This is a genomic window from Kribbella sp. NPDC023972 (assembly GCF_040639075.1).
GTDB lineage: Bacteria > Actinomycetota > Actinomycetes > Propionibacteriales > Kribbellaceae > Kribbella.
This window is the reverse complement of the sequence record NZ_JBEZZH010000011.1, coordinates 175,683-201,450: the sequence shown is the minus strand read 5'-3', so window position 1 is coordinate 201,450 and position 25,768 is coordinate 175,683. Positions and strand designations below refer to the sequence as shown.

Sequence of the window (25,768 nt, the reverse complement as noted above, 5' to 3'; positions counted from 1 at the left end):
CATGCCGCTCGTGGTGCCGCTGCTGCTGGCTGTCGTGTTGTTCTGCCTCGGCGTGTACGGCGTGCTCGCGCGGCGCAACGCGATCACCCTGCTGATGTCCTTCGAACTGATGCTGAACGCGGTGAACCTCAACCTGGTCGCCTTCGACGCCTGGCGGCTCGACGGCCTCGCCACCGGTCAGACGCTGGCCGTCTTCGTGATCACCCTGGCCGCGGCCGAGATCGGTCTGGGGCTGGCGATCGTGCTGCTGCTGTTCCGCGGTCACGGTCATGTCGACGCGGACGCGGCGCGTGACCTGGTCGAGCAGCAGCACCTGGTCGAGCAGGAGAAGACGACATGATCGCTACGGCTTGGCGGGTGATCGGCGTCGGTTTCTCCCTGCTCGTCGTCCTGATGGCCGGCCTGCTGTACGGCGCCGAGCCCGAGCGGATCGGCTTTCTGAACTCATCCATCGGCGACCTCACCATCGGCTTCGCGGTGCGCACGGACGACCTGACGGTGCTGTTGCTCGCGGTCGTCGGAGTGATCGCGACCTGCGTCCAGGTGTACTCACTCGGCTATCTCCACCAGCGTGCGGCGTCGTACCACGCTCTCGTCACGCTGTTCACCGCGGCGATGGTGACTGTCGTGGTCGCGGACAGCCTGTTCCTGCTGCTGATCGGGTGGGAGGTGATGGGTGCCTGCTCGTACCTGCTGATCGGTCATTACTGGGAGCGCCGCGACGCCCGCTCCGGCGCGGTCAAGGCGTTCCTGATGACGCGGCTCGGCGATGTCGGCTTCCTGTTCGGCATCTTCGTCCTCGGTGTCGGCGCCGGGACGTTCCGGATCTCCGAGCTGGATCCCGGGCAGCTCTCCTCAGGAGTGCTGACCACCGGCACGCTGCTGCTCCTGGTCGGCGTGGTCGGCAAGTCGGCCCAGGTTCCGTTGCAGACCTGGCTTCCGGACGCGATGCCCGGCCCGAGCCCGGTCAGCGCGCTGATCCACGCCGCGACGATGGTTGCCGCCGGCGTCTTCCTGATCGCTCGCCTGTACGACGTCTTCGCGGCGGCCGCGACCACGTTGACCGTGCTGGCGATCGTCGCCTCGGTGACGATGCTGTTCGCCGCGTTGTGCGCGATGGCCGCGGTCGAGGTGAAACGCGTGCTCGCCTGGTCGACCGTCAGTCAGCTGGCGATCATGTTCGCCGGGCTGTCCCTGGGGACGGCGGACGGCCGGCATGCCGCGTTGTTCCACCTGGTCACCCACGCCGCGTTCAAGGGTCTGCTGTTCCTCTGCGCCGGTGTCCTGCTCCACCAGGTCGGCAGTGCGGCGTTCGTCGTACTGGGTCGCTACACGCGGCGCGGGCGGTTGCGTAAGGCGTTGCCCGTCACGTTCGCGACGATGACGGTCGGGCTTGCCGCCCTGGCCGGCGTACCGGGGTTCGCCGGGTTCTTCTCCAAGGACACCGTGGTCGAGGCGGCCTGGCATCACGCGCGGGACGGTTCGGTCGTTGGATGGATCGTGCTGGTGTCGGTGTGCCTGACCGCGGCGTTGACCGCGTTCTACTGCGTGCGGCTGTGGCTGTGGGTGTTCTTCCGGACGCCCGCGCTCGCCGGTGCGCTCGGAGCCTTCGAGGACGACGACCCGATGGCCGACCTCGAGGAGCCCGACACCTCCAAGCTGCGCGACGCGCCCTGGGTGATGCTGTCCCCCCTCGTCCTGCTCGCCCTCGCCTCGATCGTTCTCGGGTACGTCGACGGCGTCCATCTGAACTGGATCGTCGGCCTGGTCACGACCGTGCTGGCCGTGCTCGGCGCGCTTCCGGCGTACTCGTTGTGGTCGCGGGGTGCGGATCCCCGGCCCGTCGTGCTGGAGCGTGAGTTCGGCGTCGACACGGTGTATCACCGGTTGTTCGCCGTACCGATGCGCTGGCTGGCGCGGCTGACGGTGGCCGGGGATCAGGACGTGATCGGGGGTTATGTGCGGGCGGCGGGGCGGACCGGCACCTTGACGTCGCAGGGGTTCCGGCGGTTGCAGACCGGGAACGTCCAGACGTACCTGACCGCGGCTGCGGTCGGAGTGGTCGCACTGGCTGTGCTGGCCGGGGTGATCGGCTCGTGAACGCCATCTTGCTCGGGATTCTCGCGTTGCCGCTGCTGGCGGCCCTTGCGTTGTGGGCGGTTCCGGCCGCGATCGGCGATCGGCTGGCGGCCCTCTACGGTTCGGTGATCTCCGGGCTGGTGCTGGTCGGGTCCCTGCTGCTCTGGCCGTGGAAAGACGGTTGGTTCGCCTACGCACCGAACGGTGAACGGCCGCTGCAGGCGGTCACCGACGTACCGTGGATCCCCTCGCTCGGGGTGCGGTTCCACGTCGCGGTGGACTCGATCTCGATGCCGCTGATCGTGCTGACCGCGTTGCTGACGTTCCTGTGCTGCCTGTACTCGCTGCGGATCACGCCGCGGATCGGCCGGACCAGGTCGCTGATCGCGTTGCTGCTGGTGATCGAGGCCGGGGTGATCGGCACCTTCTCGGCGATGGACCTGGTGCTCTTCTTCGTCTGCTTCGAGATCGTGCTGATCCCGATGTGGCTGGTCATCGACATCTGGGGTGACGAGCACGACCCGGCCGGGCGCAAACGGGCCGCGACGACGTTCGTGCTGATGACCGTGCTCGGGTCGGCGCTGATGCTGCTCGGGTTCCTGCTCGTGTACCGGCAGGCGGGGACGTTCGACATCGTCCGGCTGACCGACTCGCCGGTGCTCGGCGGGCACGGCGTCCCGTTGGCCGCCGCGGTGCTGATCGCGGTCGGTCTCGCGGTGAAGGTGCCGCTGTGGCCGCTGCACATCTGGCTGCCGGACGCGCACGCGAAGGCGCCGACGGTCGGGTCGGTCCTGCTCGCGGGCGTGCTGCTGAAGCTCGGCACCTACGGCATGATCCGGATCCTGGTGCCGGTGCTGCCGGACGCGACCGTCACGATCGCGCCGTACCTGGCCGGATTCTCCACCGTGGCGATCATCGCCGGGTCGGTGGCCTGTCTGGCGCAGACCGACGTGAAGCGGCTGATCGCGTACTCGAGCGTCGGGCACATGGGGTTCATCGGGCTCGGCATCGCCACGCTGTCGCCGGCCGGTCTGCGCGGCGCGCTGTTCGCGAACATCGCGCACGGGATCATCACCGGCCTGCTGTTCTTCCTGGCCGGTGCGATCAAGGACCGCCATGACACCAGCGACCTACGGGCGATCGGGCGGGCGCTGTACGCCCGGTTGCCGCGGATCGGCGCGCTGCTGACGTTCGCCTCGCTGGCGTCGCTCGGGTTGCCCGGGCTGGCCGGGTTCTGGGGCGAGATGCTCGTTCTGCTCGGCGCCTACGAGCCGGCCGACGTGTTGCCGCGGGCAACGTATCTGGTGTTCATGGTGCTCGCCGGGCTCGGCACCGTGCTCACCGCGGCGTACTTCCTCCGCCTGGTCCGCAACCTCTGCCAAGGTGATCCCGCCGAGCACCCGCCCGCGGCGTTCGCGGTCGACCTGAGCCGGATCGAGCTGATCACCTGGGCACCGCTGGTCGCGCTCACCGTCCTCCTCGGCGTCTGGCCCGGCCTCCTTCTGCACCAGTGGGGGAACCTGTGACCGTACTCATGGCCGGGCCTTCGGCGCCGGCGGGGTCATGGGGCTTTGACTCCCGCCCTTCCCTCGTCGCTTCAGTCGCTGTGTTGTTGGCCGCGCCTCCGGCGCGGCGGGTCCTGGGGCTTTTACTCCCGCCCTTCCCTCGTCGCTTCAGTCGCTTCGCTCCCTACGCTCCTCAGTCCAGGGCGGGAGGCCCCATGACCGGGCTCCCTACGCTCCTCAGTCCAGGGCGGGAGGCCCCATGACCGGGCTCCCTACGCTCCTCAGTCCAGGGCGGGAGGCCCCATGACCCTGACCTGGACCGATTGGCAGGCGATCGCTGTACCGTTGGTGCTGGCGCTCGGGGCGGTCGCCGTACTGCTGATCGACGGCTTCTGGCGGAGTGCGTCGGCACAGTTGCGGCACACTCTGGTCACATTCCTCACTGGCGTGGTCATCCTGTTCGGGCTGGTCTTCGTGTGGGCTCAGCGCAACGACTTCAAGCCCGCGTTCTGCCGGCCGGCGGTCGAAGGGCCGGCCGAGTGCAGTCTGGTGTTCGAGCCGATGACCGCGGGCTTGTGGGCGGTGCTGCTGATCGGCGGGCTCGGAGTCGTCGGATTGTCGGCGTACCGGCTGCTGGCGGCGGACATCCCGATCGGGGAGTACCACTTCCTCCTGCTCAGCGCGCTCACCGGCGCGACGGTGCTAGCCGGGGCGCGCGATCTGGCCACCGTGGTGATCGGTCTCGAGGTCGTGTCGCTGCCGAGTTTCGCGATGGTCGCGCTGCGCCGGGATCGCCGCGGGTCCGAGGGTGCGCTGAAGGCGTTCCTGGTGTCGGTGCTGTCGACCGCGGTGATGCTGTTCGGCATCTCGTATCTGTACGGCGTGACCGGCTCGCTGTACCTGACCACGATCGCGAACCGGCTGACCGGCCTCGACCCGGATCTGCAGCGGGTGGCGTTCGCGGCCGGGTTGTTCGTGATCGTCGGGTTCGCGTTCAAGATCGCCGCGGTGCCGTTCCACGGCTGGCTTCCGGACACGTACGTCGGTGCGCCGGTCGAGGTGACCGCGTTCCTCGCGGTGGTGTCGAAGTCGGCGGGTGTCGCCGGTCTGCTGGTGCTCGTGACGGCCGGCGTCGCCCCGGACGGATCGGACCTGCGGACGGTGGTCGCCGTACTCGCGGCAGTGACGATGACGGTGGGCAACCTGGCCGCCCTGCGTCAGGTGGAGGCGGTGCGGCTGCTCGCCTGGTCGTCCATCGGCCAGGTTGGGTTCCTGCTCGCGCCGCTGGCGGTCGGCGACGCCCAGGCCGTCGTCGGGTATCTGGCGGCGTACGTCGTGGTCACGCTCGGCGCGTTCGGAGCGGTCGCCGTGGTGCAGCGGCATCGGCCGGGCGGGCTGCTGTCGGACTACCGTGGCATGGTGCGGTCCGAGCCCGGGCTGGCGGTCGCGCTGATCTTCTTCCTGGTCGTGCTGGCCGGTCTGCCGCCGGGCCTGGCCGGTTTGTTCACCAAGTTCGCCGCCTTCCAGGCCGTCATCGACGCGCATCTCGGCTGGCTCGCGATCGTGATGGCGATCAACGTGATGATCGGCCTGGCCGTCTACCTGCGCTGGGTGGCCGAGCTGTTCCGGCTGCCCGCGGAGGATCCGTTCTCGGTCGACATCGAGACGCCGGCCGTGGCGATGATCTCGCTCTGCGCGGCGACGGCCGCCGTGCTGTCGGTGCTGCCGAGCACGCTTTTCGCCCTCGCCACCTGACAGGTTCCGGACAACCTCAACGGTCGGACAGGACGCGGCCTAGCCTGGTGCGGGTGATCGTGCGTGGAGTCCTCGGGGTGATGGCAGTGCTGGCGCTGGGCGCGTGCTCGTCCGGCAACGACACGGCGGCCGGAGGTGATTCGCCCGCGACCACGTCGTCGGCGCCGACCTCCGAGGTGCCCTCGGGGACGCCGATGGAGGAGCCCTCGACACCGACCCCGACGCCGACGCCGACCCCTTCCTTCCCGACCGCGAAGGACGGGCAGAACTACGCGGCCTGCAGCGACGGCAACTGCGAGGTGCTGATCCGCAAGGCGGCCACCCTCAAGCTGGACGGCAAGAAGGTGGCCGTCACCGTGGTGGACGAAGCGATCAAGCTCAAGGGCCCCAGCTTCGACATCAGTGTCAAAGGCAACGGCATGTCCAGCTGGGGTTCGATGGGCGGTCCGATGCACAGCGCCGCGGTCAAAGCCGCCGACGGCGCCACCGCGATCCTGATCCTCAGGACCAGGGGATAGGCCGCCCACGGCCAGGCGGCGTTGCTCGAGGCTCAGGCGGATTGTTGTTGCCTGAGGAAGTCTTCGTACTGCGACCAGACCCGGCGCCAGAGCTGGTCGCGCCGAGTGTCGTCCAGGTGCGGAAGCGGCAGGTAGAACACGTCGGCCAGCACCGCGAAGTAGTCACCCGGGGTCTCGATGATGGTCGAGTCGACCCGGTCGGCGAACGTCTCGGTCAGGCCCACAGAGCGCAGTACGACGGCACTCGCCGGCTTCCGGCGGAAAGCGGACGCCAACCGGACGAACCGCGAGTCGGGATCGAGCGACAACCGGGCGTGCTGGGCGGCGAAGGCATTGAGGCCGACCGGAGCAGACTCGAAGTCCATCCCGATCACGCCGCTGCGCGGCGGGTCGAGGTCCAGCCGCCAGCCGTCCACCTTCTCGGAGGCACGCAACCGCAGCTCGAACGGCTCCTGGTAGGCGCGGCTGCCGACCTCCAGCGGCAGCGGCGCGTTGAGACCGTCGCCGAGTCCGGCGTCGACCAGCCAGTCCCGCTCCGGATCCTCGATCAGGCCGCGGACGGTGAGCACCATGTGGCTCGCATCGACGTCGCCGGGGCGGTTCGGCGTCTCGGCGCCGCCGCGATGCATGGTCACCCGGTAGCCGAGTTCGGTCAGCAGCAGCGCCAAAGTGCCGTTCAGCTGAAAGCAGTAGCCGCCGGTCTCCCGCGCGATGATCCGCTGGGCGGCGTCCTCCGGCTCGAGCGGCCCGCCCTGGCCGAACTGGTACTGCACGGTCTCGTACGGAACGCTGTCGACGAAGGCCTGGTGCAGCTGCGACAACCCCTCCAGCGTGGGTGGCCCGTCGTACTTGCTGATGCCTATCCGCTTCAGGAACGCCTGAGTGTCCACTCGCGCGAGGCTACTTGCCGGTCCGGGACCGCCGCGACCGGGTTGCATCTTCCGGCATGTCTCGAAGCACGGCAGGATTCACCGGGTGATCGACGTACTCGACGTACAGCAGTCATTGCAGGCCGCGCCCGAGCTGGCCGCCGTCTACCTGTCCGCCTTCGGGGCGTCCGGATACGACGAGGACGCCGCCTCGGCGAAGCGGTTCGGGAATGAGCAATTGCCGTTGCACTCAGAGCGGGACGGGTTCAAGCTCGTCGCTGCCAGGGCGGACGACCGGATCGTCGGGTTCGCGTACGGGTTCACCGGGCAGCGGGGGCAGTGGTGGCCGGACCGGATCGCCGAGGCCGCTCCCGCGGAGATCGTGACCGAATGGGTGGGCGGGCACTTCGAGTTCGTGGAGCTGGCTGTGATGGTCGAGGCACAGGGGCGCGGGATCGGTTCGGCGCTGCACGACGTACTGATGGCGGACCTTCCGCACGAGAAGGCGCTGCTGTCGACGTACGTCGACGATCGGACGGCTCCGAGGCTGTACCGGCGGAAGGGGTGGCAGGTGCTGGTCCCGGATCTGGGGTGGGGGTCGGCGCTTTACGGGCTGAGGATGCGTTGAACTTTTGGACACCGTCCTGCCGGTGCAACCGTGACCTGGCAGGGTAGGAGGCATGACTTCTGAGCGGATCTATGTCGGGAGCTACACGAGTCAGCCAGGCGGCGGGGAGGGCATCGGGTTCGGGCCGCTGGAGGGGATCGGGGTCGTGGCGACAACCGTCGATCCGTCCTTCCTGGTCAGGTCCGCGGACGGGCGGTTCCTCTATGTCACGAACGAGACCGAGGACGGCAAGGTCAGCGCGTTCGCGATCCAGCCGGACGGCGGCCTGGAGTTGCTGAACGAGCAGCCGACCGGCGGCGACCACCCCTGCCACCTGGACATCGATCCATCCGGCCGGTTCCTGCTGTCGGCCAACTACAGCTCCGGTTCGGTCGCGGTCCACCCGATCGCGGCGGACGGCTCGCTCGGCGAGGCGACCCAGGTGTTGCAGCGTGAGGGCACCGGCCCGAACAAGGAACGCCAGGAAGGCCCGCACGCGCACCAGATCGCGTTCGACCCGACCGGCACGTACACCTTCGACGTCGACCTCGGCTCGGACTCGGTCTACGTGTCCAGGCTGACCGAGGACGGGCAGCTCGAGGAGGTCGACCGGCTGCACATCCACCCGGGCGCGGGTCCACGGCACCTCGTGTTCCACCCGAGCGCGGGAGCGGCGTACGTGATCAACGAGCTCGACTCGACCCTGACCGTCTGCAGCTATACCGACGGCAAGCTGCAGATCGTCCAGACCGCCTCGACCCGGCCGGCCGACTCACCTGGCGAGAACTTCCCGGCCGAGCTGCTGATCTCCGCCGACGGCCGCCACCTGTACGGCTCCAACCGCGGCGACAACACCGTCGCGGTCTTCGCCGTCGCCGCCGACGGCCTGTCGGTCGAGCTCGTCCAGAGCGTCGGCTCCGGCGGAGACTGGCCCCGTCACCTTGCCTTCAGCAACGACGGGACCCGCCTCTACGCCGCCAACGAACGCTCCGACACGATCGCCACCTTCGTCATCGACACCACCGACGGCACCCTCATCCCCGCCGGCGAACCGATCACCTGGCCGAAGCCGGTCTGCATCCTGCCGGTCTAGGACTCTGCCTTTGCTGCCAGGTAGAGGCGGAGGATGGTGTCGTAGTCGACGATTTCGACGGGGGACTGGGCCAGCTCGGCCGCGGTGACGAGTTGCTGGGTGCTGGTGACCAGGAGCTTGCGGGGTGCGGTGACGCCGTACTTCGTCTGGGCGAAGGCCTGGTTCTCCGGGGTGCTGAAGTAGTCGTCGTAGCGGGCGAGCTGTGCGGTGCCCTCGGGGATCGTCGTCGCGCGGCGGTGCTTCTTGCCCGGCTCGCGGAGCGGGAGGCCGAGGTCGCCGACGATGTGGCTACCGTCGGCGCGCTCCAGGATGAAGTCGGGGGTGAGCCCGACCTCGTCGGTCGCGTCGCCGTCGCGCCACTCGAGCAGCGGCCGCTGGATCAGCCGGGTCGCGTCGAACGCGGTGAGCAGGAGGCTCTCGTGTTCGGCCAGGAAGCTCTCGACGGTCGCGTTCGGCAGGCCGTGGGTGAGGTAGGTGCTGGTGAAGGCTTCGCTCTTGAGGCCCTCGTCACCCCGCGGCGCGGACAAGGTGCCGACCGGGTCGAGGTGGGGCGCGGCGGAGGCGAAGTTGCGCAGGAAGTCCAGATACTTGCCGGCCGGCTCCGACCGGTGGATCGCGAGCGCGAAGAACGTCCAGTGGACCCGGATCGACGGACCGGCCGTGTGGACGAGCAGGACCCGGTCGAAGGTCGAGTAGTTGCCGGGCGCGAACTGCAGCAGCTGGTCGCCGGGACCGACGTACTCGGCTCCCAGGATCTTCCGGGCGGCCGGGAACCTGCTGTCCAGCTCGCGACGGCCGGTCTCGGTGGCGACGGTCGCGTCCTTGACGAAGTTCTCCCCGGGCAGCGTGAGGACGGGCGTTCCGTCGGCGATGCCGAAGTACTCCTCGACGCTGTTGGCCTTCTGCCGACGTACGTCGAGGTTCCGGTACTCGCGGCTCACGCCGACGAGCTCGAGGATGTTCCAGTCCGGGGTCTCGGTGAGCACCATCATCCGCGGATAGAGCAGCTGGCCGGGCAGCTCGCCGCCGTGGCTGGTGGGCAGGTGCTCACTCACGCTCTTGAGGTGATCCCCCCAGAACTGAGTGTTCACCTTCACGAACTCGGTCGGTTTCAACGCCCGCTCCTCTCGGCCATTACGGTCTTCAGAGGAAACCACGGCCCGGCCCGCGGCTATTCCGCCGGGCCGGGCCGGGATCTTTCAGTTGGCGACGAAGTCGGCGAACATCCCGGGCTGGTAGGAGCCCGCCGGGTTGCGCACGATCACGTTCATCCGGTTGGCGGCGTTGATCAGCGCGACCACCGACACCAGCGCGGCGATCTCGTCGTCGGTGTAGTGCTTGCGCACCTGGGCCCAGGTCTCGTCGGACACACCCTCGTGGGCGTCGGCGAGCCGGGTGCCCTCCTCAGCCAGTGCCAGCGCGGCGCGTTCGGCCTCGGTGAACACGATCGCCTCGCGCCAGACGGCGACCAGGTTGAGCCGCACCGAGGACTCGCCGCCGGCCTCGGCGTCCTTGGTGTGCATGTCGACGCAGAACGCGCAGCCGTTGATCTGGCTGGCCCGCAGCATCACCAGCTCCATGGTGGTCTTCGGCAGCGGAGACTGCTCGAGCAGCTGGTTGAGGCCGGCGAACCGCTTGCCGAACCGGACCGCCCAGGCGTTCTCGAGCATGTTGAAGCGAGCATCCATGATTCGTCCCTCACTCGTGAAGTTGGTTTGTCTGACCACGAGACGCCGGCGGCTCTGACCCTGTGACTGTGACGTGAGCCACCGGGGTCAGGTGTCACAGACCGGCGGGGGTCGGCGTCTCGTGCGGGAGAGATACAGAGAGGATGCAGACATGAGCGAGCGCATGGACTCCGCCACCGAGGCCTTCGTCACCCACCGCAACCTGCTGTTCACCGTCGCCTACGAGCTGCTCGGCTCGGCCGCCGACGCGGAGGACGTCCTGCAGGAGGCCTGGCTGCGATGGGCCGACGTCGACCTCGACACCGTGCGGAACCAGCGCGCGTACCTGGTCCAGATCACCACCCGCCAGGCGCTGAGCCGGCTGCGTACGCTCGGCCGCCGCAAGGAGTCGTACGTCGGTCCGTGGCTGCCGGAACCGCTGCTGACCGCGCCGGACGTGGCCGAGGACGTCGAACTGGCCGACAGCGTCTCGATGGCGATGCTGCTGGTGCTGGAGACGCTGACGCCGACCGAGCGGGCCGTTTTCGTGCTGCGCGAGGTCTTCGCCCTGGAGTACGACGAGATCGCCGAAGCCGTCGACAAGAACCAGGACGCGGTCCGCCAGATCGCTCACCGGGCCCGTTCCCATGTTGCCGCCCGCCGCCCCCGCGGGCTGGTGACAGCGGCCGAGTCCCGGGGCGCGGTGGAGGCCTTCAAACACGCCGTCGAGACCGGCGACCTGCAGAACCTTCTCGATCTGCTCGCCCCGGACGTCGTACTCCTGGGCGATGGCGGCGGCGTCAAACAAGCCGTCCCGCGCCCCGTCGTCGGCGCCGACAAGGTGGGCCGCCTGCTGTCCGCCGGCCTGCCCAAGCTCCCCGGCGACGTCGTGGTCGAGCCCGTCCAGATCAACGGCCACCCCGCCCTCATCGTCCGGATCAACGGCGAGATCGACGACGTCGTCGCCCTCCGCCTCGACAACGGCCTCATCACCGGTCTCTACGTCGTCCGCAACCCCGAGAAACTCTCCCGCGTCGAGCAGGAAACCCCAGTCACCCGCTGACGCCGTACGAGCGACTCGGTCGGGTGACCGCCGTCGGCATCACCTCGGTAGCAGAACCCGGACCTGGTTTCGGATCTCCTGCACGACGTCGTCGACCGGGTTGGCGATGTTGATTGTCGCCGCCATGCTGACGAACATGATCGCGGAGACGATGTGCGCGAGCGTCGCGGCGTCGCCGGAGCTGATGCGCTCGTCTCGCTGTAGCACGTCGGCGATCGCCTTTTCGGTCTGCACGGTCAGGACGAGCGCGTCGCGGTGGTGGGGCTCCTCGGGGTCGCCGAAGACGATCTCCCGCAGGTAGGTCCGCCCGTTGTCGATCTGTTTGCGGTTGCACTCCACGACCGGGCGGACGATCGCCATCACCGCGTCGAGTACGTCGGGAATGCTCTCGGCCGCCGACCTGCCTTGTGCGAGCGCATCCGCGTAGGTGGAGTTCTGCACGAGCAGGAGGAGCTCGCCCTTGGTCTTGGCGTAGAGGAACAGCGTGCCCGCACCGATGTCGGCCTTGTCGGCGATCTCCTGGGTGGTGACCTCGTCGACGCCGCGCTCGGCGAAGAGCTCTCGGGCGGCGGCGGTGATGCGGTCGAGCTTCTGCTGCTTGTTCCGCTCGCGCCGTCCGACTGGTTGGGAGGCGAGGGGCATGGCTGCGTCCTTGTCTGCTGTGGGCTCCTGCTGTGTGAGCTCGAATGTGCCGGCACTCATTCTTCCACGGCGACGAGAGGGGCCCTCGCGTCGCGGAGCTCCGGATAGCGTGCGCGGCTATGCGGGTCAATGCCGCTACTGCTGGTAGTGCGGAAGAGCCGCGCCGTCTTTCACGAAGGTCAGCGCCTCGGACGCTTCGTAGGCGTGGACGGCGGAAGCAAAGGGAGCCAGCGCGTGGGACAGGCTCTCGATCTCAGGGCTTTTGAAGAAGCCCGCTCGCGCCGCCGGATCCGCGAAGCCCAGGATCAGCGACGCGTGGAACCGCTGGTCTGCCGGGTTGTCGTGCGCAACGTTCGGGGTGTCCCAGAGCTTCTCGATCCACGGCAGGAAGGTCTGGGTTCTGAGTTCCTTCAGCACGCCCGTGCGGGCGAGAGCGCCTGTGAGTTCGATGATGTGCTTGCGGAAATCGCCGGCACGTACGCCGTCCCGCCGCCTGAGGTAGATCAGGGCTCGGGCGCCGACCTGCTCGCCGGGCTCGGCCACCTTGTACCAGCGCGACGAGTTCGGCGGCCCGATGTAAAGCAGCGTCCGCCGGAAGACGTTCACTTCGTCCTTGAATGCCAGCCGGGTCTGCTTCCGGCCCCGCAGCGGCGACAGTGCCGACTGGAACGTGACCTCCGCGATTCCGTCGATCCTGCGTTCGACGGGTATCTCCGTCTCGATGCCGGGGGTCGCCGGCCACAGCCCCGGATTGACGGCGGCGAGGTGGATCTGCCGGTACTCCTGGAAGCCCTTGGTCGCCGAGATGATCTTCGAGTGCGGCCCCCTCCAGTCGCCCATCGATGTTTCACGAGGCTGATCGGCGCGTACCCACAGCAGGATGGAGGACGCGAACTGCTTCCTCGGTTCGACCTGCGCTTTCGACAGTGCCTTGCTCATGTCGCTCATTCCTTCGATGGCTCGTTCGCGGTGACGGTCAGCGGGCGAGGAAGTCGACGGCGACCGGGGCGAACTTGTCGTGGAACTGGAAAATGCCGCCATGGCCGGAGTCGGGGTAGATGACCAGCTCCGAGCCCTTGATCCGGCGGTGCAGGTCTTCGGAGAGCACCGAGGGCACCATCCGGTCGTTGTCGCCGTTGGCGATCAGGGTGGGCTGAGTGATCTTCGACAGGTCGGCGGGGGCCGAGCGCCCGAACTTCTGGATCGCCTTCAGCTGGGTCTGGAACGCGCGCACCTTGATGTCCGCGTCGCGGTCGACGGTGCGCTCCTGCAGGCGCTGCACGAATGCGCGAGCGGCGGGCTTGCCGGTGGCGTTGCGGTTGAAGAACAGGAACTCCTTGGGGTCCGACCGAGTCAGGGACGCGCGCAGGATGTCCCAGTAGGTGGTGGCCACGACCTTGGCGATGTCCTTGCCGCCCCTGGGTCCGGTGCCGGTCAGGACGAGTTTGCGGACCAGCTCGGGGTGCTTGACCACGAGGTCCTGGGCGATGAAGCCGCCCAAGGAGAAGGAGAAGATGTCGATCTTGTCGAAGCCGAGGGCCTTGATGAACGTGTAGGCATCGTCGGCCATTTCCTCGACGCTGTCGGGAACGCTGCCGGTGGAGGCGCCGACGCCCCGGTTGTCGAAGGTGATGACGTGACGATTCTGCGCGATGGGGTCGATGATTCGGGGGTCCCAGTTGTCGAGGGTCGCGGCGAGGTGGACGAAGAAGACGACGGGGATACCGCCCTTCGGTCCCAGCTCCCGGTAGGCGTAGGTAACGCCGCCGCCGGCGACCGTGCGGGTCGGGGCCTGCGCGTATGAGGTGATGGCGGGTTCGTTCGAGGTGTCGTTGTGGCTCATGATGCTCTCCTGTTTCTGGTGTGCGACTGGGGAGAAGGGCTTGTCAGGCCCGGGTGATGACGGCCTTGCCGCGAATGCCGCCCGTTTTCAGGGACTGCACGGCCTGCACGGTCTGGTCGAAGTCGAAGACCCGGCCGACGACGGGGCGCAGTACGCCGCTGTCGATGAGGGCAGTGATCTGGCGGAGCTGGTCGCCGCTCGCGCGCATGAAGAGGAACTCGTACGTCACACCGAGCTTCTTCGCCTGCTGGCGGATCTTCCTGCTGAGCACTGCGATCGCGAGGCGCAAGACCGGGTTCAGTCCGGCCTCTCTGGCGAACGCGGGGTCGGGCGGCTCGGCGATGCCGATCGCCTTGCCGCCGGGGCGCAGCACGCGGAGCGACTTCTCGAGGTTCTGGCCGCCGAGGCTGTCCAGCACCAAGTCGTACCCGTCCAGGAGCTGTTCGAAGTCCTGGCTGCGGTAGTCGATGACAAAGTCCGCCCCGAGCTCGCGCACGAAGTCGACGTTGCCGGCGCTGACCGTGGTGGCGACCGTGGCGCCGAGGTGCTTGGCGAGCTGGATCGCGATCGTCCCGACGCCGCCGGCGCCGGCGTGGATGAGGACCCGCTGCCCCGGCTGCACAGTGCCCTTCTCGACGAGAGCCTGCCATGCGGTCAGGGCCACCAGCGGCAGGGAGGCCGCTTCCTCGAGGGTGACTGTCGCCGGCTTGAGCGCCAGGTCGGCCTCGGCCACCGCGATGCGCTCCGCGAAGGTTCCGATGCGGTTCTTGTCGGGCCGGGCGTACACCTCGTCGCCGAGCGCGAACCCCTGCACCTTGGCGCCGACGCCGATCACCGTTCCGGCGACGTCGTTGCCCATGACCTGCGGCAGCTCGTACCGGAGGAACGCCTTGAACGCCCCCGACCGGATCTTCTCGTCCAGCACGTTGAGCCCGGCGGCCTGCACCTTCACGAGTACGTCGTGCTCCCCGACCACGGGCTCGGGGACCTCCGCTTCGTGCAGCGGCCCCTTGTACTTGCTGACAACAAACGCGCGCATGGTCACTTTCCTTCTTCTTCTGATGACTTCTGGACAGTAATCTGAGTTGACTCAATAATGAGCGCACTCAGTCAACCTGTCAAGGGAGCTGTCAGGGGAGGCGGTCGGACGCCGGTCGCTGCGGGGGTGCGTTCCCGGGGTGGCTCCGCAACCCCGATCCGGACAGAGAAATGCCGCCATTCCGGGTGTGGAATGACGGCATCCGCGGCCGCGGTACTTGGGGTTGGTTCAGCTCAAGGCTCCGCACGCCGCCGCATGCTTAGCGCGACCAACTGGTTGCGGAACGCTGTCTCCCTGGTGAGTGTCCGTCGGCGACACAGCCGCAGTACAACCGGGGCAAAGGCCGGTCAGGACCGGTCGGGAGTGCCTGTGCAGTCAACGGGTAGGTCAGGGGCTGTTCTTGCGGCAGGTCAGGCGGTGAAGGACTCGGGGCCGAAGCGGCCCCAGGCGACGAAGGCGGCCAGCACGAGGTAGACCAGGTCGGCCACCATGAACTTGAACTCACGGCGCCGGAACCGCGTGATCGCCGCGCCCGTCATCAGCAGCACCAGACCGACCGCTGTCACCGGCACCAGAACCGGTGCGATGTCGAGCACAGCGGGCAGGATCAACCCCACCGCCGCCAGCATCTCGAGCGCCCCGATGGCCTTGACCGAGCCGGCACTGAAGTCCCCGACCCATCGCGCGCTAGGTCCGAACGCGTAAATCTTCTCCTTCGGCACGATGACCTTGCCCCCACCCCCGGCGAAATACGCCACGGCAAGCGCTCCGGCCACGATCCACAGCGCAACATTCACAGCTCTCTCCTACGTACGTCGTCGGCAATCTCGCCCACCAGATGCCGCCGACCCCCGACCTGTGACACCACATGAGCCAGGTCACCACCCGGCGCCTGCGGCGGCCGTACGCGTCGGGGAAGACGCTCGTGACCTCGTTTGCGGTTAGGTTAGGCTGCGCTAAACCAGGCGTTCTGATCCCAATGGCAATTCTTGCTGGAGGTGCTTCGTGGGGCACGGCTGGGAAGGGGTGTGGCCGGGGCGACGCCGGGGGTCGGTGAGGGCGCGGGCGTGAGTGGATCGTTGCCGGACGACGAGCGGTCGGGGCGCCGGACGGAGCGGTTTCTCCCCGGGTGGGTGATGGTGAGCACCGAGTCCGGCCGGTTGCTGGAGGACCCGGATCAGCTGGCCGTCGACCTCGCCAGCGTGCGGCACGAAGGCAACGGCGTCTATGCGATCACCACCAGTACGGACGAGAAGTTCCGGCTGATCAAGCGCGTCGGCCCACTCGATCCCGGCGTGAAGCTCGAGTACGCCGTCGACCTGCCCGGTGTGAGTCCCGAGTACACCGGCGACGACGTACCGACCATCGACCTCACGCTCTCCGAGCGGCTGGTGGACGATGAGGTCGCGCCGATGCTCGCCAAGGTCCTGGCCGAGTCCACCGCCGTCCTCCGCGGGGCCGGCACGCAGAACTCGACCGGCGTCGACGTCGGGAGCGCGCAGGAGACCGATGCCGACCGGGTGTTCGGGCCCGGCGGTACGCCTGACGTCGATGCCGTACAGCGGCCTGTTGACGCCGGTCTCCGCGCCGAATTGCGGCAACGCGGCCTGCTGGAACGCCGGCTCTCCGGCGAGTCCAAGGCCCAAGGGCCCGGCGGCCAACGCAGCAGACGGCGCACCGCTGACGCCGTACGCCGGGCCGCGGTGCGTAAGGAGATCCGGAAGCTCGCCCTCACCATGGGAGTGGCCGACGGACAGCCGAACGCCAAGCTGCTCCGTACCCTCCTCACCGAGGACGAGCGTGCGATCCTCGACCGGGTCAAAGACCCCGCCCGGCGGCCCTTGGAGGAGCGCGTCGGTCCGCCGGGGTATCTCGCGAAGGCGCTCGGTGGCTCGGGTGTTTCCTCGGTGGTGATCGGCACGGCCGCGGCGGCGTTCACCGGCAACCCGCTCGTCGGTGTCGGCATCGCCGTCCCGACGATTGTCAACGCGGCCGTCGGCTCGGTCGCCGAACGGCGCCTGGACCGTCAGAAGGCGTCCGGCCGGAAGCCTGCGTACGCCGCCGATCGCAAGCAACGCGAGTACGACTACCCGGGGCTGCTCGAGCTTCTCGACGGCCCGGAGCGGACGCGCCCGCCGGTGGTGAAGATGCCGAGGGCAACGGCTTGGCGCAACTACCTGGTCCGGCACAGCATGCCGACGCTGGCCGCGGCCGCCGTCGCCGGCGCGCTCACGCCGTTCGGTGTGCCGGCGTTGCCGACGGCTATGGTCATCGCGTCGTCGGCCCTCGCCAAGTCCCTCGCGGAACGGCTGGTCGACACGAAGAAACTGGAGTTCCGGCTCCGTCGCATCGACGCCACCGAGCGGCTCCGGCTGTCCGACCCCACCCTCTACGTCAACCAGCTGGCCACCGAGTTCTCCGAGCTGCGGACGCGGCTCGACCGTGTGGTCGCCGAGCTCGGGACGGCCCCGGGCACCGATCCCAGCACCTGGCCGGGCGTGACGCCGGCCTCTTCGGACGTCCCGGGGGCTCCGCCGTTCACGGTCAGCCTCTCCGCCCAGCTGATCGAGAACGTGTCGGGTGCCGCGCGCCGCGCGTTCGTCGGCGGCAGGTCCGCGGTCGATGTCGACCCGACCGCGCTCGCCCGCCATGTCGGCGCGCAGGCTGAGAGCCTGCTGAGCGCGGTCGGTCCCGGCCTGCTGGGCGCGGTGACCGGTGCGATGGGTGACAAGTACTTCCTGAACCGCGATGAAGCAGCCCGTGATGCCTCCAAGCGGTGGTCGCGCAGCCATCAGGAGGCCGAGCAGGCGGCGGCGCTCGCCGGGATCCTCGAGCCGCGGCTGCGCCTGTTCCGGGAGCTCACCGACCGGTTGGAGGAGTTGACCGGCCTGCCTGGGGACCTGTCCGCACGCGCCGCCGACCGGGGCCTGCCCGTGATCACCGACCGGCCGACCGGTCCGCGTCCGCCGGCGCGGGCACCGTGGTCGGCGTACGCCGCCCAGGTCGCCGCGGGCTCGCTCGGCGGAGTGGCCGGCGCGGTCGGACTCGACCTGGTCCTCGACCTCCCGGATCTCGCGGTCGTCCTGACGGTTGCCGGTGCGACGGGGTCGATGACCGCGACACCGGTCGCGCGCTATCTGTTCCGTCATCGCGAGCTGCAGGTCCACGAAGACCTGGAGACGAACAAAGCGGTCAGGTCGGTCAACCAGTCCGAGCTACTCGAACAGCGGGCGATCACGCGCTACCTGATGACGCAGCTGTCGATGCGAGCAGACGCGATCGTCCAGCACACCGCGCCGCGCCGGGTGATGGGGTCGCCGTCGGAGACGTCTCCGTTCTACACGGACCACGTCCGAGCCGCCGTACGCCGTGCGGAGCTCGACAACGTGCCTTCGGGGCAGCCGGAGACGGCTTTCGACCAGGACGCCCGGGTCGAGCGGGTACAGGCGCTCGAACAGGTCGACCGGTGGGCGGCCGAGCTCGATCGGCTGGAAGCACTGGGAGTCCCGGATGAGCCGCTCACGAAGGCGCGCGAGAGGGTGCGGTTCGCCATCGAGCGTTACGAGTCGATTGCCGACGGCAACGGTATGCGGCGGGCGTTCCCGGACCTCGGCGCGGTCGACCCGGCCCACGGTCGGCGAGTCGTCGGCGGGGCTACGGATCAGGTCCGCTCCGGCGTGGAGCAAGCGGTACGCCGATTGGTCGCGGAACCGAGCGGGAAACCGCTGCTCGCCGAACGGCTGATCACGCTGGAGCAGCTTGCGCGCGCCGCGGACGCCGTCGACCACCACGCGATCCACGGAACCGACGAGTCGCGGGCGTACGTGCAGAAACAGTTCGACCAGACCCTGGAGGAGGCCGGCCGACTGTGGCGCGAGGCCGGCGTACCAAACGGCCTCGTGCTACCCGCGCTACCCGTCCACCCGCCGCTCGAGCCCGAGCAGTCCACGTCCAACCCCGAGCAGGTGGGGAAGGTGCTCCCGGCGGCGGTGCGAGACCGCCACGACGAAGACGAGAAGCTGCGTCGAATGGTCGACCAACTCCTGGGCAGTGGCCCTGGTACCGGAGGTGGCCCCGGTGTCCGCCGTGCGGACGGCAGCCCCGGCGTCCGTCGTCCGGAAGGTGGCCCCGGCGTACGTCGTGCGGGTGACCGGGGCCGGTGACGATCGCAGCCAACAGACACAACGAGACAGCCCCTGATCTGCGTTTCCTGGCTTGCGATAGTTCTCAGTGAGGCCCAGGGACTTCAGCCCCATGTGGCGGGCCCGGAGACGCATATTCAGTCACCTGTGAGGACCGCTATGAGGCAACCGTACTGGTCGCAGCCATCAACCGAGTGGCTGTGACCAGCAGGTCGGATGATGGCTTCAGCCGTCTCGGCCCTGCCATGTGGTCACGCAGGCTTCATTCCCCTCCGCGTCGGCAAGCACCCAGAAAGCGGGGGCACGCGTCGCGGACACAAGTCGGCCCCCAGCCGCCAGTGCGGTCTCGATGCGCCGTGGTGCCTCGTCATGCGGAACACAGATGTCGAAGTGGATGCGATTGCGCTGCGGGCGCGCCCGGTCCATCTGCTGGAACCAAATGGCCGGGCCCTGCCCGACCGGGTCGACGAGCGGATCCTCCGGTCCCTCGGCACCCGCCTCATCGGTATAGCCCAGCACCGCCTTCCAGAACGGCCGAATCCCGGCAATGTCCAGTGCATCAATCGCGATCTCCACAATCTGGACGGATCGCGGTGCCCCCGTTCCGATTTCGGGCTCCGCCAGAAACCCGGACGTGTCCGCGGTGGCAGAGATCCGCAGCGCGAGTTCGACATCCCGGGTGGTAACCGCTGCGTGCTCCAACGACTGCAGAGTGAAAACGACCCGATCGGGGCGGGCATCGACCTGAAGGTGCCGGTCGGCGTCGTCGCCGCACACCGCGACAGCGTCCGCTGCCAAGCCGATCGCCCGAGCCAACGACCCGACCGGGACCGACGTTCGCAAGGTGCCCAGCAAGAAGCGCCACCCAGAGTCCTGGACCGCCTCCGACGCTTCCTGCCGACTCAATATCTGTTCCATGCCCGCATCCTTGCAGCCCCACTGTCAGCCCCGCCTGCCGCTACTTCTGAAACAGTCCCCAGGGCAGGAACAGGGCAAGGAGAGCCGTAGCTCGCCGGATCTGGCCGGACACCGCCGGACACAGCAAGAGAGCCTCTGAGCTGCGTTTCCGCAGGTCAGAGGCTCTCTTCTTGCTGGTGGCGGGTGCAGGGTTCGAACCTGCGTAGGCTAACGCCGACAGATTTACAGTCTGCTCCCTTTGGCCGCTCGGGCAACCCGCCGGGGTGGTGCCGGTACTAGGACCAGCGGGAGAGACGATACAACAGACAGTGCCCCTGACAGCAAATCGGAAAGGAACTGCCCATGGCATCGGAGTCCTCCTTCGACATCGTGAACAAGGTCGACCGTCAGGAGGTGGACAACGCCGTCAACCAGGCGGCGAAGGAGATCAGCCCGCGGTTCGACTTCAAGAACGTGGACGCGGGCATCAAGTGGTCCGGTGAGGCGATCGACATGCAAGCGAACACCGAGGAGCGGGTGAACGCCGTCCTGGACGTGTTCAAGGACAAGCTGGTCAAGCGGCAGATCTCGCTGAAGGGCCTGGAGGCGGACGAGCCGAAGCTGTCAGGGAAGGTCTACAAGATCAACGCCACGATCAGCGCCGGCATCACCCAGGAGAACGCGAAGAAGCTGTCCAAGCTGATCCGCGACGAGGGCCCGAAGGGTGTCAAGGCCCAGATCCAGGGCGACGAGCTGCGCGTGTCCAGCAAGAGCCGCGACGACCTGCAGGCCGTCCAGGCGCTGATCAAGGGCCAGGACCTCGACTTCGCCGTCCAGTTCGTCAACTACCGCTGAGGCAATACCGCTCGAGCACTACAGCTCAGGCCGGACTCCGCTGAGGTCGTGCAGGAGGAAGTGCAGCTGGATGTCGCCGGCCTGGTCCGTCCAGAGCCCGGCGGCGTCCAGTACGGCGGCTGACACCACCCGGGCCTCCTTCACCAGACCGGGGTGGTGGTTGAACGAGGGCCACGGCAGCACGGGATACCCGTTGCTCTCGCCGTACTCGCGGACGGCGTGCATGTCGCCGATTGCGGCCGGTGGTAGGGAGTCGTTCGCCCAGGACCAGAGCCAGCTGGACTCGGTCAGGCTGACTGTGCCGATCAGAGTGAGGCGGGCGGTGCAGAAGGTGCGGCCGGCCCGTGACCAGGCGATGGCTCCCTGGTCCAGGTCCCACTGGTACTGCGCATCGTCGCCGAGCCGGTCGATCAGTTGCTGCTGGCGGTCGGCGGCGCGGTTGTGAGCGTCCTGTACGACGCGCTCCCAGGCGCTGTGATCGTGGTCCATCCGGGGGATCGTGCCAGCCTGCGGGGCCAAATCTGTGGTCTGAGCAGGGCGGAGCGGGCATGCTGGCCGGCGTGGAGAAGGTGCGTCGGTGGGTGCGGGAGGACTTCGGGCTGGATGTGGGGGAGCTCTCACCGGTTCGGCATGGGGCTGATGTCGCGGCGCAGGTGTGGAAGGCGGCCACAGTCACTAACACGTACGCCGTGAAGTGGAGTGGGGCGGGCACCAACACGGGACACCAGGTGGCGTCGTTCCTGGCCGACAGCGGCATCCCCGGCATCCCGGAGCTGGTCCGCACGAGCGAAGGCGGCCTGTGGAGCTTCCACGGGAAGAAGCGGCTCACGGTCACGCCGTGGATCGACGGCGTACGGGCGGGTGAGGCGGGTCTCACCAGCGAGCAGTGGACGGAGTACGGCGTACTCCTGCGGCGGGTCCACGAAGCCGAGCCACCCGAACGGCTCCGCAACGCGCTACCCCGGCACAGTCCGGTCAACGCCCGCATCCCCGCGCTCGGTCAGCAGCTCCAGCTCCGGCTCACCACCGAGCCGCCGGCGGACGACGTCGAGGCAGAGCTCGCCGAGGTTTGGGAGGAGCATCAGGACACCATCACCGGCCTCCTGACCGCTAGGGCACCGGAGCCGAGCACCCCGAGAGTGGTCTGCCATGCAGACCCGCACCTGGGCAATGTCCTCGTCGACGGCCGGGTCCACCTGATCGACTGGGACGACGTCGTACTGGCGCCACGCGAGCAAGACCTGATGTTCATGCTCGGCGGCCTGGGCTCTCTCGGCCCCACCTCGGACGAGCATCTGACAGCCTTCTTCACCGGGTACGGCGACGTCGAGCTAGACCAGCCCGCGGTCACCTACTACCGCCACGCCAGAGCTCTCGAAGACGTTGTGCTGTGGGCCGAGCAGGCACTCGCCGGGCCCGACCGCGAGGACTGCATCGACATCCTTCGCGGCGTACTCGGGCCCGGCGGCCTCGCCCAACTGGCGCTGTCCTAAGGGAAGCGGTGGGTGACCCAGTTGGCGACATCAGTGCCTAGCTGCTCGCCGTCCTGCATGGCGTGGCGGAAGTGGAGGCCGGACAGGATCCGCGCTTCCCGGACCTCGGCGCGGACACTCGACAGTTGGTGGTAGGACCGGGTCGTGCCGGTGACCTGGCTGTCGATCGTCAGCTTCAGCCTGTCGGTGTGGAAGAAGGCTTGTAGCGCACGGGTGGCCGCTGCGGTGAAGCAGGCGTGGCCGGACGGGTAGTCGGGGTGGTTGGCCCCGAGGAGCGGTTGCCAGGTCGGGTCGGCCGTCGTACGCGGGTTGCCGTCGGTGTCGGCGCGCTGGATTGCGTGGACCGGTCGCCAGAAGCGGTAGCGGTACTTGGCCTCCCAGCACGCGACCAGGGCGTCACCACTGGTCACGTGGACCAGCGCCAGCATCCTGGCCGCCTCGGACAGTGTGAGCTGCCGGTCGGTTGCCAGCCGCACCAGCGTGCGGTTCCACTGCTGAGCAGCGTGCTCGGACCAAAACATCGCCGTCTCGGTCTGTCCGGCGGTCCGCGTCGTACTGTCCTTGCGGCCAAGCGCAGCGACCTCCGCGACGTCACGCGCGTACCGCTCGCCGGTCAGCGCGTCCGGGCCGTCCGGACGGAACTGCGCGCGTGAGCGCAGTGTCAGCGGCCTGACCTGTGTGAGGACCAGATCCACCGGCGAAGTCGCCGCGGTCGGCTCCCACACGCCAGGGCCTGGCTTCCGCTGCTCATAAGCCACCTGGTTGTCCAGACCGTCTCCCGCGCGCCACGTGAGTACGGCGGCTGCTACCGCACGCCCCAGCGCGATCCCACGGGACTTGGCGTTCCCATCCGGCACACCGGCCAGATAGTCGGCGTACGTGCTCTCGAGCGACGCAGTCGGCACCCGAGCCTTCAGTACGTCGTACGTCGCGGTGGCGACCGCGGATGCGGCAGACGCGTGCCGATCGGGGCGTACGGCGGCCACGTACGGCAGGCCGTGTCCCAGCCCGGCCGCCGTGTCCGCGATCGCGACGTGCACGATTCCCAGCATCACCTCGGCACTGGCCGGTGGCCGGGTGGCGACGATCGCCTGCGTCGCCACCCGGCTCCACTTGAGCACCGGATCTGCGGATCCGGCCGCGCCCGTGGTGGACACGGCCGAGACGGTTGCTGCCGGCGACAGGCCGCCCGCACTGAGCACAGCGGTGGCCAGCAGAGCCGGCCACCTCCAAGCGTGTCGGAACATCAGGCCGCGCCAGCCGAGATCCGGACCACGCGCCGGCTGGCGAGCGCGGTGACGGCGGCGGCGGCCAGGGCTGCCAGCAGCATCAGGCCGACCACTTGCAGTACAGACAGGCCGGCCTCGACCACGACGGCCGGTTGGGACGCGTCGTACACCGGGCTCGTCACGGTGTCCGGATCTGCCGGTGGGACTTTGGCGTACGCCGTACCGGACAGCGCGACGACCGTGACGAGCAGCGTGACCGACAGGGCGGCCAGGCGGGACAGCGGGTTCATGAGTTTCCTCCCCAATTGGTGGTTCTTCCTGCGACCAACCGTCGCCGCCGCGGACCACCCGCGGCCATACGCAGTTCGACGTATTCGCCGACCGCCGCGCGGGGCTTAGCCTGAGGATGAGGGAGGGCTACGTCATGGAGCAGTTGACCGTCACCGAGCGGGATCTGCGCCGGATGCTTGATGTCATCGACCTGGGGCGGCAGGCAGGACCCGACGAGGTGTTTCCGCGGGAGTTGATGCAGGGGCTCGCCGAGCTGATACCCGCCGACGACATCACGTTTCAGGTGAGTCGTCCGCTGGAGCGGGAGTTCGTCGCGATGGAGGAGGTCACCGAGGAGGAGGCCGAGCTCGGCGAGGGCTGGGAGGACCTGTTCTGGCAGTCCTACTGGTACGCCGAGGTGTGCAGCCGGCCGCAACGTACCGGCGACTACGAGAGCATCTGGAAGCTCTCCGATTACCTGTCCGCCCGTGAACTGGCGAGGTCGCCGCTCGGGGAGTGGCTCCGGCTGATCGGCGCGCGCAGCGAGATCACCGTACCGCTCCCGGCGACCGGTCCCGAGGACCGTCGTCTCCTGATGTTCCGCGGACCCGGTCGCGACTTCAGTGAGCGCGAGCGACTGTTGCTCAGGATGCTCCGGCCGCACCTCATCGAGGTCCACCGCGATCTCGAGCGCCGCCGGGCCGGCATCCCCGATCTGACCACCCGGCAGTGGCAACTGCTGCGACTCGTTGCCGCCGGCCACAGCAACACGCAGATCGCCCGCCGGCTGTTTGTTGCCGAGGGCACCGTGCGCAAACATCTGGAGAACATCTACGAGCGACTCGGGGTGACGAGCCGGACGGCCGCGGTCGCGACCGCGTTCCCGCTGGCCGACACAGCCTGACGCGTGCGGCCCCGGCTCGCCGGATGACGAGCCGGGGCCGAACGGACCACCTGGCGAACTACCCGGCGCAGAGTGCGAACGCGTCGGGGACCGCAGCGTCGATCGCCTCGAAGTTGAGGTGCGAGATCGACGGTGTGCCGGCGTCGGCGCCCTTCTTCAGGGTGCCGCCGGCCATCGTGCCGTGGGTGTTGATCAGTGTCGACGGCGTCACCCCACCGGCGGTGGCGAGGTGCTCGATGCCTTCCTGGCACAGGCCGGGCAGGAACTCGGCCGCGAGGCTGCCGAACGACACCCAGTTGGCCGATCCGGCCATGCCCTGCGCCGCTTTGGCATTCAGGTTGGTCTTGAAACAGAAGTGTGCGTTGGCCGGACCGGTGGCAAGTCCCACGATCGCGACCGCACCTGCTCCGGTCATGAGCGCACGGCGAAGCAGTTTGTTCATGATGTTCCCCCATCCCCCACGCGGGCCTGACTGCCCGCGAATTCGAGCACTGTGCCAGCACAGCCCATCAGGTTTCAAGAGCACAAGCGATCACAATCAGTGACCGCTGCGGAGGGTGTTTCAGCGGTGACGCATCCAGATGTTCGGTTCGCGGTAGCACCCTGTGCCGGCCTCGCGATCGATCTCAAGCAGAGCCAGACCGTCGGGGATCACGTAGGAGCCGGACTCCGGGAACACCATCCCGGTCCACTTCTCCCACTCGGCGACGGTTCCGGTCATGGTTTGCGAGACCGGGGCCGGGGCGAGGATCGTCGCGCCCAGCCGGACATGCGTACGCACCCACGGATCGAGCGGCAGCCCGTCCTCCCGCGTCCACGTCATAAAGGACTCGATGCCGGCCAGCGGATACCGCGACTTCAACGTGGGCCGGACCGGTGCGATCACCTGCGGCAGCCCACCGGCGGCCGCCCGGTCCCGCACCGCACTGATCACCCGGCCGGCATGCCCGCGACCCTGTTCGTCCGAACGTACGGCGGCCGCCATCAGCACGAACGTGTTCGGTACGACGCCTTCCTCGTACGACGTGACCGCCCGAGCGAGCGAGTCGGTGAACCCGCCCGGAAGGTCGTCGACAGTCCCGTCCCATGCGATCGGCACACCCCAGCAGCCCGCGATCAACCGCCGCTCCTCGCTGACCAGGTAGAACTCCCAGTCGCGGAAGTACTTCACCCGCCGATCGGTGTACTTCTTCACCTCGAGATCGTGAAAGATGAACTCCGGCCAGTCCTCGGCGAACCGCTTGCTCGCCTCGTCGTCCAGCTCAGGTGCTTGCCCGACCGGTATCAGATCGTCCATG

26 protein-coding genes and 1 tRNA gene are annotated in these 25,768 nt (G+C 68.5%); 12 read left to right on the top strand and 15 right to left on the bottom strand.

Features of this window, described 5'->3' with window-relative positions:
• Position 1: 1 nt before the first annotated feature.
• The 5 genes from nuoK (at position 2) to AB0F43_RS33130 (ending at position 5,857) form a co-directional block, all read left to right on the top strand.
• Entirely contained in the window at positions 2-340 is a 339-nt protein-coding gene (gene nuoK, locus AB0F43_RS33150) for an NADH-quinone oxidoreductase subunit NuoK (protein ID WP_360485982.1), read from the top strand.
• Positions 337-2,100 (top strand): NADH-quinone oxidoreductase subunit L, encoded by a 1,764-nt coding sequence (locus AB0F43_RS33145; RefSeq protein ID WP_360485979.1) that lies wholly within the window; start codon positions 337-339, stop codon positions 2,098-2,100. The genes nuoK and AB0F43_RS33145 overlap by 4 nt, the downstream gene beginning before the upstream one ends.
• Positions 2,097-3,605 carry an NADH-quinone oxidoreductase subunit M gene (locus AB0F43_RS33140; RefSeq protein ID WP_360485976.1) on the top strand — a complete coding sequence of 503 codons (1,509 nt, stop codon included), beginning with the start codon at positions 2,097-2,099 and terminating at the stop codon, positions 3,603-3,605. Before AB0F43_RS33145 ends, AB0F43_RS33140 begins: the two co-directional genes overlap by 4 nt.
• Positions 3,606-3,887: 282 nt before the next feature.
• Entirely contained in the window at positions 3,888-5,339 is a 1,452-nt protein-coding gene (locus tag AB0F43_RS33135) for an NADH-quinone oxidoreductase subunit N (RefSeq protein ID WP_360485973.1), read from the top strand.
• Positions 5,340-5,392: 53 nt separating this feature from the next.
• Positions 5,393-5,857, top strand: coding sequence for a hypothetical protein (locus AB0F43_RS33130; RefSeq protein ID WP_360485970.1), 465 nt, complete (start codon positions 5,393-5,395; stop codon positions 5,855-5,857).
• A 32-nt stretch (positions 5,858-5,889) separates the two neighbouring features.
• Here AB0F43_RS33130 and AB0F43_RS33125 read toward each other — a convergent pair whose 3' ends face one another.
• Positions 5,890-6,747, bottom strand: a complete 858-nt coding sequence (locus AB0F43_RS33125; RefSeq protein WP_360485967.1) for an arylamine N-acetyltransferase — start codon at positions 6,745-6,747, stop codon at positions 5,890-5,892.
• Between the two features lie 85 nt (positions 6,748-6,832).
• On the opposite strand from AB0F43_RS33125, the gene AB0F43_RS33120 reads away from it, so the two are divergent.
• A complete protein-coding gene (locus AB0F43_RS33120) occupies positions 6,833-7,354 on the top strand; it encodes a GNAT family N-acetyltransferase (protein ID WP_360485964.1) in 522 nt (173 codons plus the stop codon).
• 52 nt (positions 7,355-7,406) lie between these two features.
• Positions 7,407-8,426, top strand: a complete 1,020-nt coding sequence (locus AB0F43_RS33115) for a lactonase family protein (protein ID WP_360485961.1) — start codon at positions 7,407-7,409, stop codon at positions 8,424-8,426.
• On the opposite strand, the gene AB0F43_RS33110 is transcribed toward AB0F43_RS33115, so the two are convergent.
• Together AB0F43_RS33110 and AB0F43_RS33105 are read right to left on the bottom strand one after the other, a co-directional pair.
• On the bottom strand, positions 8,423-9,541 hold the full coding sequence (locus AB0F43_RS33110) for a hypothetical protein (protein ID WP_360485958.1): 1,119 nt from the start codon (positions 9,539-9,541) through the stop codon (positions 8,423-8,425). The two genes, AB0F43_RS33115 and AB0F43_RS33110, sit on opposite strands and share 4 nt — an antisense overlap.
• An 84-nt stretch (positions 9,542-9,625) precedes the next feature.
• Positions 9,626-10,114, bottom strand: coding sequence for a carboxymuconolactone decarboxylase family protein (locus AB0F43_RS33105; protein WP_360485956.1), 489 nt, complete (start codon positions 10,112-10,114; stop codon positions 9,626-9,628).
• Between the two features lie 151 nt (positions 10,115-10,265).
• Here AB0F43_RS33105 and AB0F43_RS33100 point away from each other — a divergent pair, with 151 nt between their 5' ends.
• A complete protein-coding gene (locus AB0F43_RS33100) occupies positions 10,266-11,156 on the top strand; it encodes an RNA polymerase sigma-70 factor (protein WP_360485953.1) in 891 nt (296 codons plus the stop codon).
• Positions 11,157-11,195: 39 nt separating this feature from the next.
• On the opposite strand, the gene AB0F43_RS33095 is transcribed toward AB0F43_RS33100, so the two are convergent.
• From AB0F43_RS33095 to AB0F43_RS33075, 5 genes are all read right to left on the bottom strand, one after another.
• Positions 11,196-11,798: a helix-turn-helix domain-containing protein gene (locus AB0F43_RS33095; protein WP_360485951.1), complete on the bottom strand. Its 603-nt coding sequence runs from the start codon at positions 11,796-11,798 to the stop codon at positions 11,196-11,198.
• Between the two features lie 135 nt (positions 11,799-11,933).
• Positions 11,934-12,737 (bottom strand): hypothetical protein, encoded by an 804-nt coding sequence (locus AB0F43_RS33090; RefSeq protein ID WP_360485948.1) that lies wholly within the window; start codon positions 12,735-12,737, stop codon positions 11,934-11,936.
• Positions 12,738-12,774: 37 nt separating this feature from the next.
• Positions 12,775-13,641 (bottom strand): alpha/beta hydrolase, encoded by an 867-nt coding sequence (locus AB0F43_RS33085; protein WP_360485945.1) that lies wholly within the window; start codon positions 13,639-13,641, stop codon positions 12,775-12,777.
• 43 nt (positions 13,642-13,684) lie between these two features.
• Positions 13,685-14,680 (bottom strand): NADP-dependent oxidoreductase, encoded by a 996-nt coding sequence (locus AB0F43_RS33080; protein ID WP_360485943.1) that lies wholly within the window; start codon positions 14,678-14,680, stop codon positions 13,685-13,687.
• Positions 14,681-15,090: 410 nt separating this feature from the next.
• Positions 15,091-15,456, bottom strand: coding sequence for a DoxX family protein (locus tag AB0F43_RS33075; RefSeq protein WP_360485940.1), 366 nt, complete (start codon positions 15,454-15,456; stop codon positions 15,091-15,093).
• Positions 15,457-15,747: 291 nt separating this feature from the next.
• Here AB0F43_RS33075 and AB0F43_RS33070 point away from each other — a divergent pair, with 291 nt between their 5' ends.
• Positions 15,748-18,843: a hypothetical protein gene (locus AB0F43_RS33070; RefSeq protein ID WP_360485937.1), complete on the top strand. Its 3,096-nt coding sequence runs from the start codon at positions 15,748-15,750 to the stop codon at positions 18,841-18,843.
• A gap of 204 nt (positions 18,844-19,047) precedes the next feature.
• On the opposite strand, the gene AB0F43_RS33065 is transcribed toward AB0F43_RS33070, so the two are convergent.
• Both AB0F43_RS33065 and AB0F43_RS33060 read right to left on the bottom strand, forming a co-directional pair.
• Positions 19,048-19,740, bottom strand: a complete 693-nt coding sequence (locus AB0F43_RS33065) for a VOC family protein (protein WP_360485934.1) — start codon at positions 19,738-19,740, stop codon at positions 19,048-19,050.
• A gap of 174 nt (positions 19,741-19,914) precedes the next feature.
• Positions 19,915-20,000, bottom strand: a tRNA-Tyr gene (locus AB0F43_RS33060).
• An 82-nt stretch (positions 20,001-20,082) separates the two neighbouring features.
• On the opposite strand from AB0F43_RS33060, the gene AB0F43_RS33055 reads away from it, so the two are divergent.
• Positions 20,083-20,574, top strand: a complete 492-nt coding sequence (locus AB0F43_RS33055; RefSeq protein ID WP_360485931.1) for a YajQ family cyclic di-GMP-binding protein — start codon at positions 20,083-20,085, stop codon at positions 20,572-20,574.
• Positions 20,575-20,592: 18 nt separating this feature from the next.
• On the opposite strand, the gene AB0F43_RS33050 is transcribed toward AB0F43_RS33055, so the two are convergent.
• Entirely contained in the window at positions 20,593-21,063 is a 471-nt protein-coding gene (locus tag AB0F43_RS33050; protein ID WP_360485928.1) for a DUF6882 domain-containing protein, read from the bottom strand.
• Between the two features lie 71 nt (positions 21,064-21,134).
• Here AB0F43_RS33050 and AB0F43_RS33045 point away from each other — a divergent pair, with 71 nt between their 5' ends.
• Positions 21,135-22,067, top strand: coding sequence for a phosphotransferase (locus AB0F43_RS33045; protein WP_360485925.1), 933 nt, complete (start codon positions 21,135-21,137; stop codon positions 22,065-22,067).
• On the opposite strand, the gene AB0F43_RS33040 is transcribed toward AB0F43_RS33045, so the two are convergent.
• The gene (locus AB0F43_RS33040; protein ID WP_360485922.1) at positions 22,064-23,224 is read right to left on the bottom strand and encodes a vanadium-dependent haloperoxidase; all 1,161 of its coding nucleotides are present in this window, start codon (positions 23,222-23,224) and stop codon (positions 22,064-22,066) included. The genes AB0F43_RS33045 and AB0F43_RS33040 overlap by 4 nt on opposite strands.
• 89 nt (positions 23,225-23,313) lie before the next feature.
• Positions 23,314-23,586 (bottom strand): hypothetical protein, encoded by a 273-nt coding sequence (locus AB0F43_RS33035; protein ID WP_360485919.1) that lies wholly within the window; start codon positions 23,584-23,586, stop codon positions 23,314-23,316.
• A 134-nt stretch (positions 23,587-23,720) separates the two neighbouring features.
• On the opposite strand from AB0F43_RS33035, the gene AB0F43_RS33030 reads away from it, so the two are divergent.
• Positions 23,721-24,470: a response regulator transcription factor gene (locus tag AB0F43_RS33030; RefSeq protein WP_360485916.1), complete on the top strand. Its 750-nt coding sequence runs from the start codon at positions 23,721-23,723 to the stop codon at positions 24,468-24,470.
• Positions 24,471-24,528: 58 nt separating this feature from the next.
• Here the strand turns inward: AB0F43_RS33030 and AB0F43_RS33025 are convergent, their stop codons facing one another.
• Together AB0F43_RS33025 and AB0F43_RS33020 are read right to left on the bottom strand one after the other, a co-directional pair.
• Entirely contained in the window at positions 24,529-24,912 is a 384-nt protein-coding gene (locus AB0F43_RS33025; RefSeq protein WP_360485913.1) for a hypothetical protein, read from the bottom strand.
• Positions 24,913-25,032: 120 nt separating this feature from the next.
• Complete coding sequence (locus tag AB0F43_RS33020; protein ID WP_360485910.1) at positions 25,033-25,767, bottom strand: hypothetical protein; 735 nt, start codon at positions 25,765-25,767, stop codon at positions 25,033-25,035.
• Between the last annotated feature and the right edge of the window lies 1 nt (position 25,768).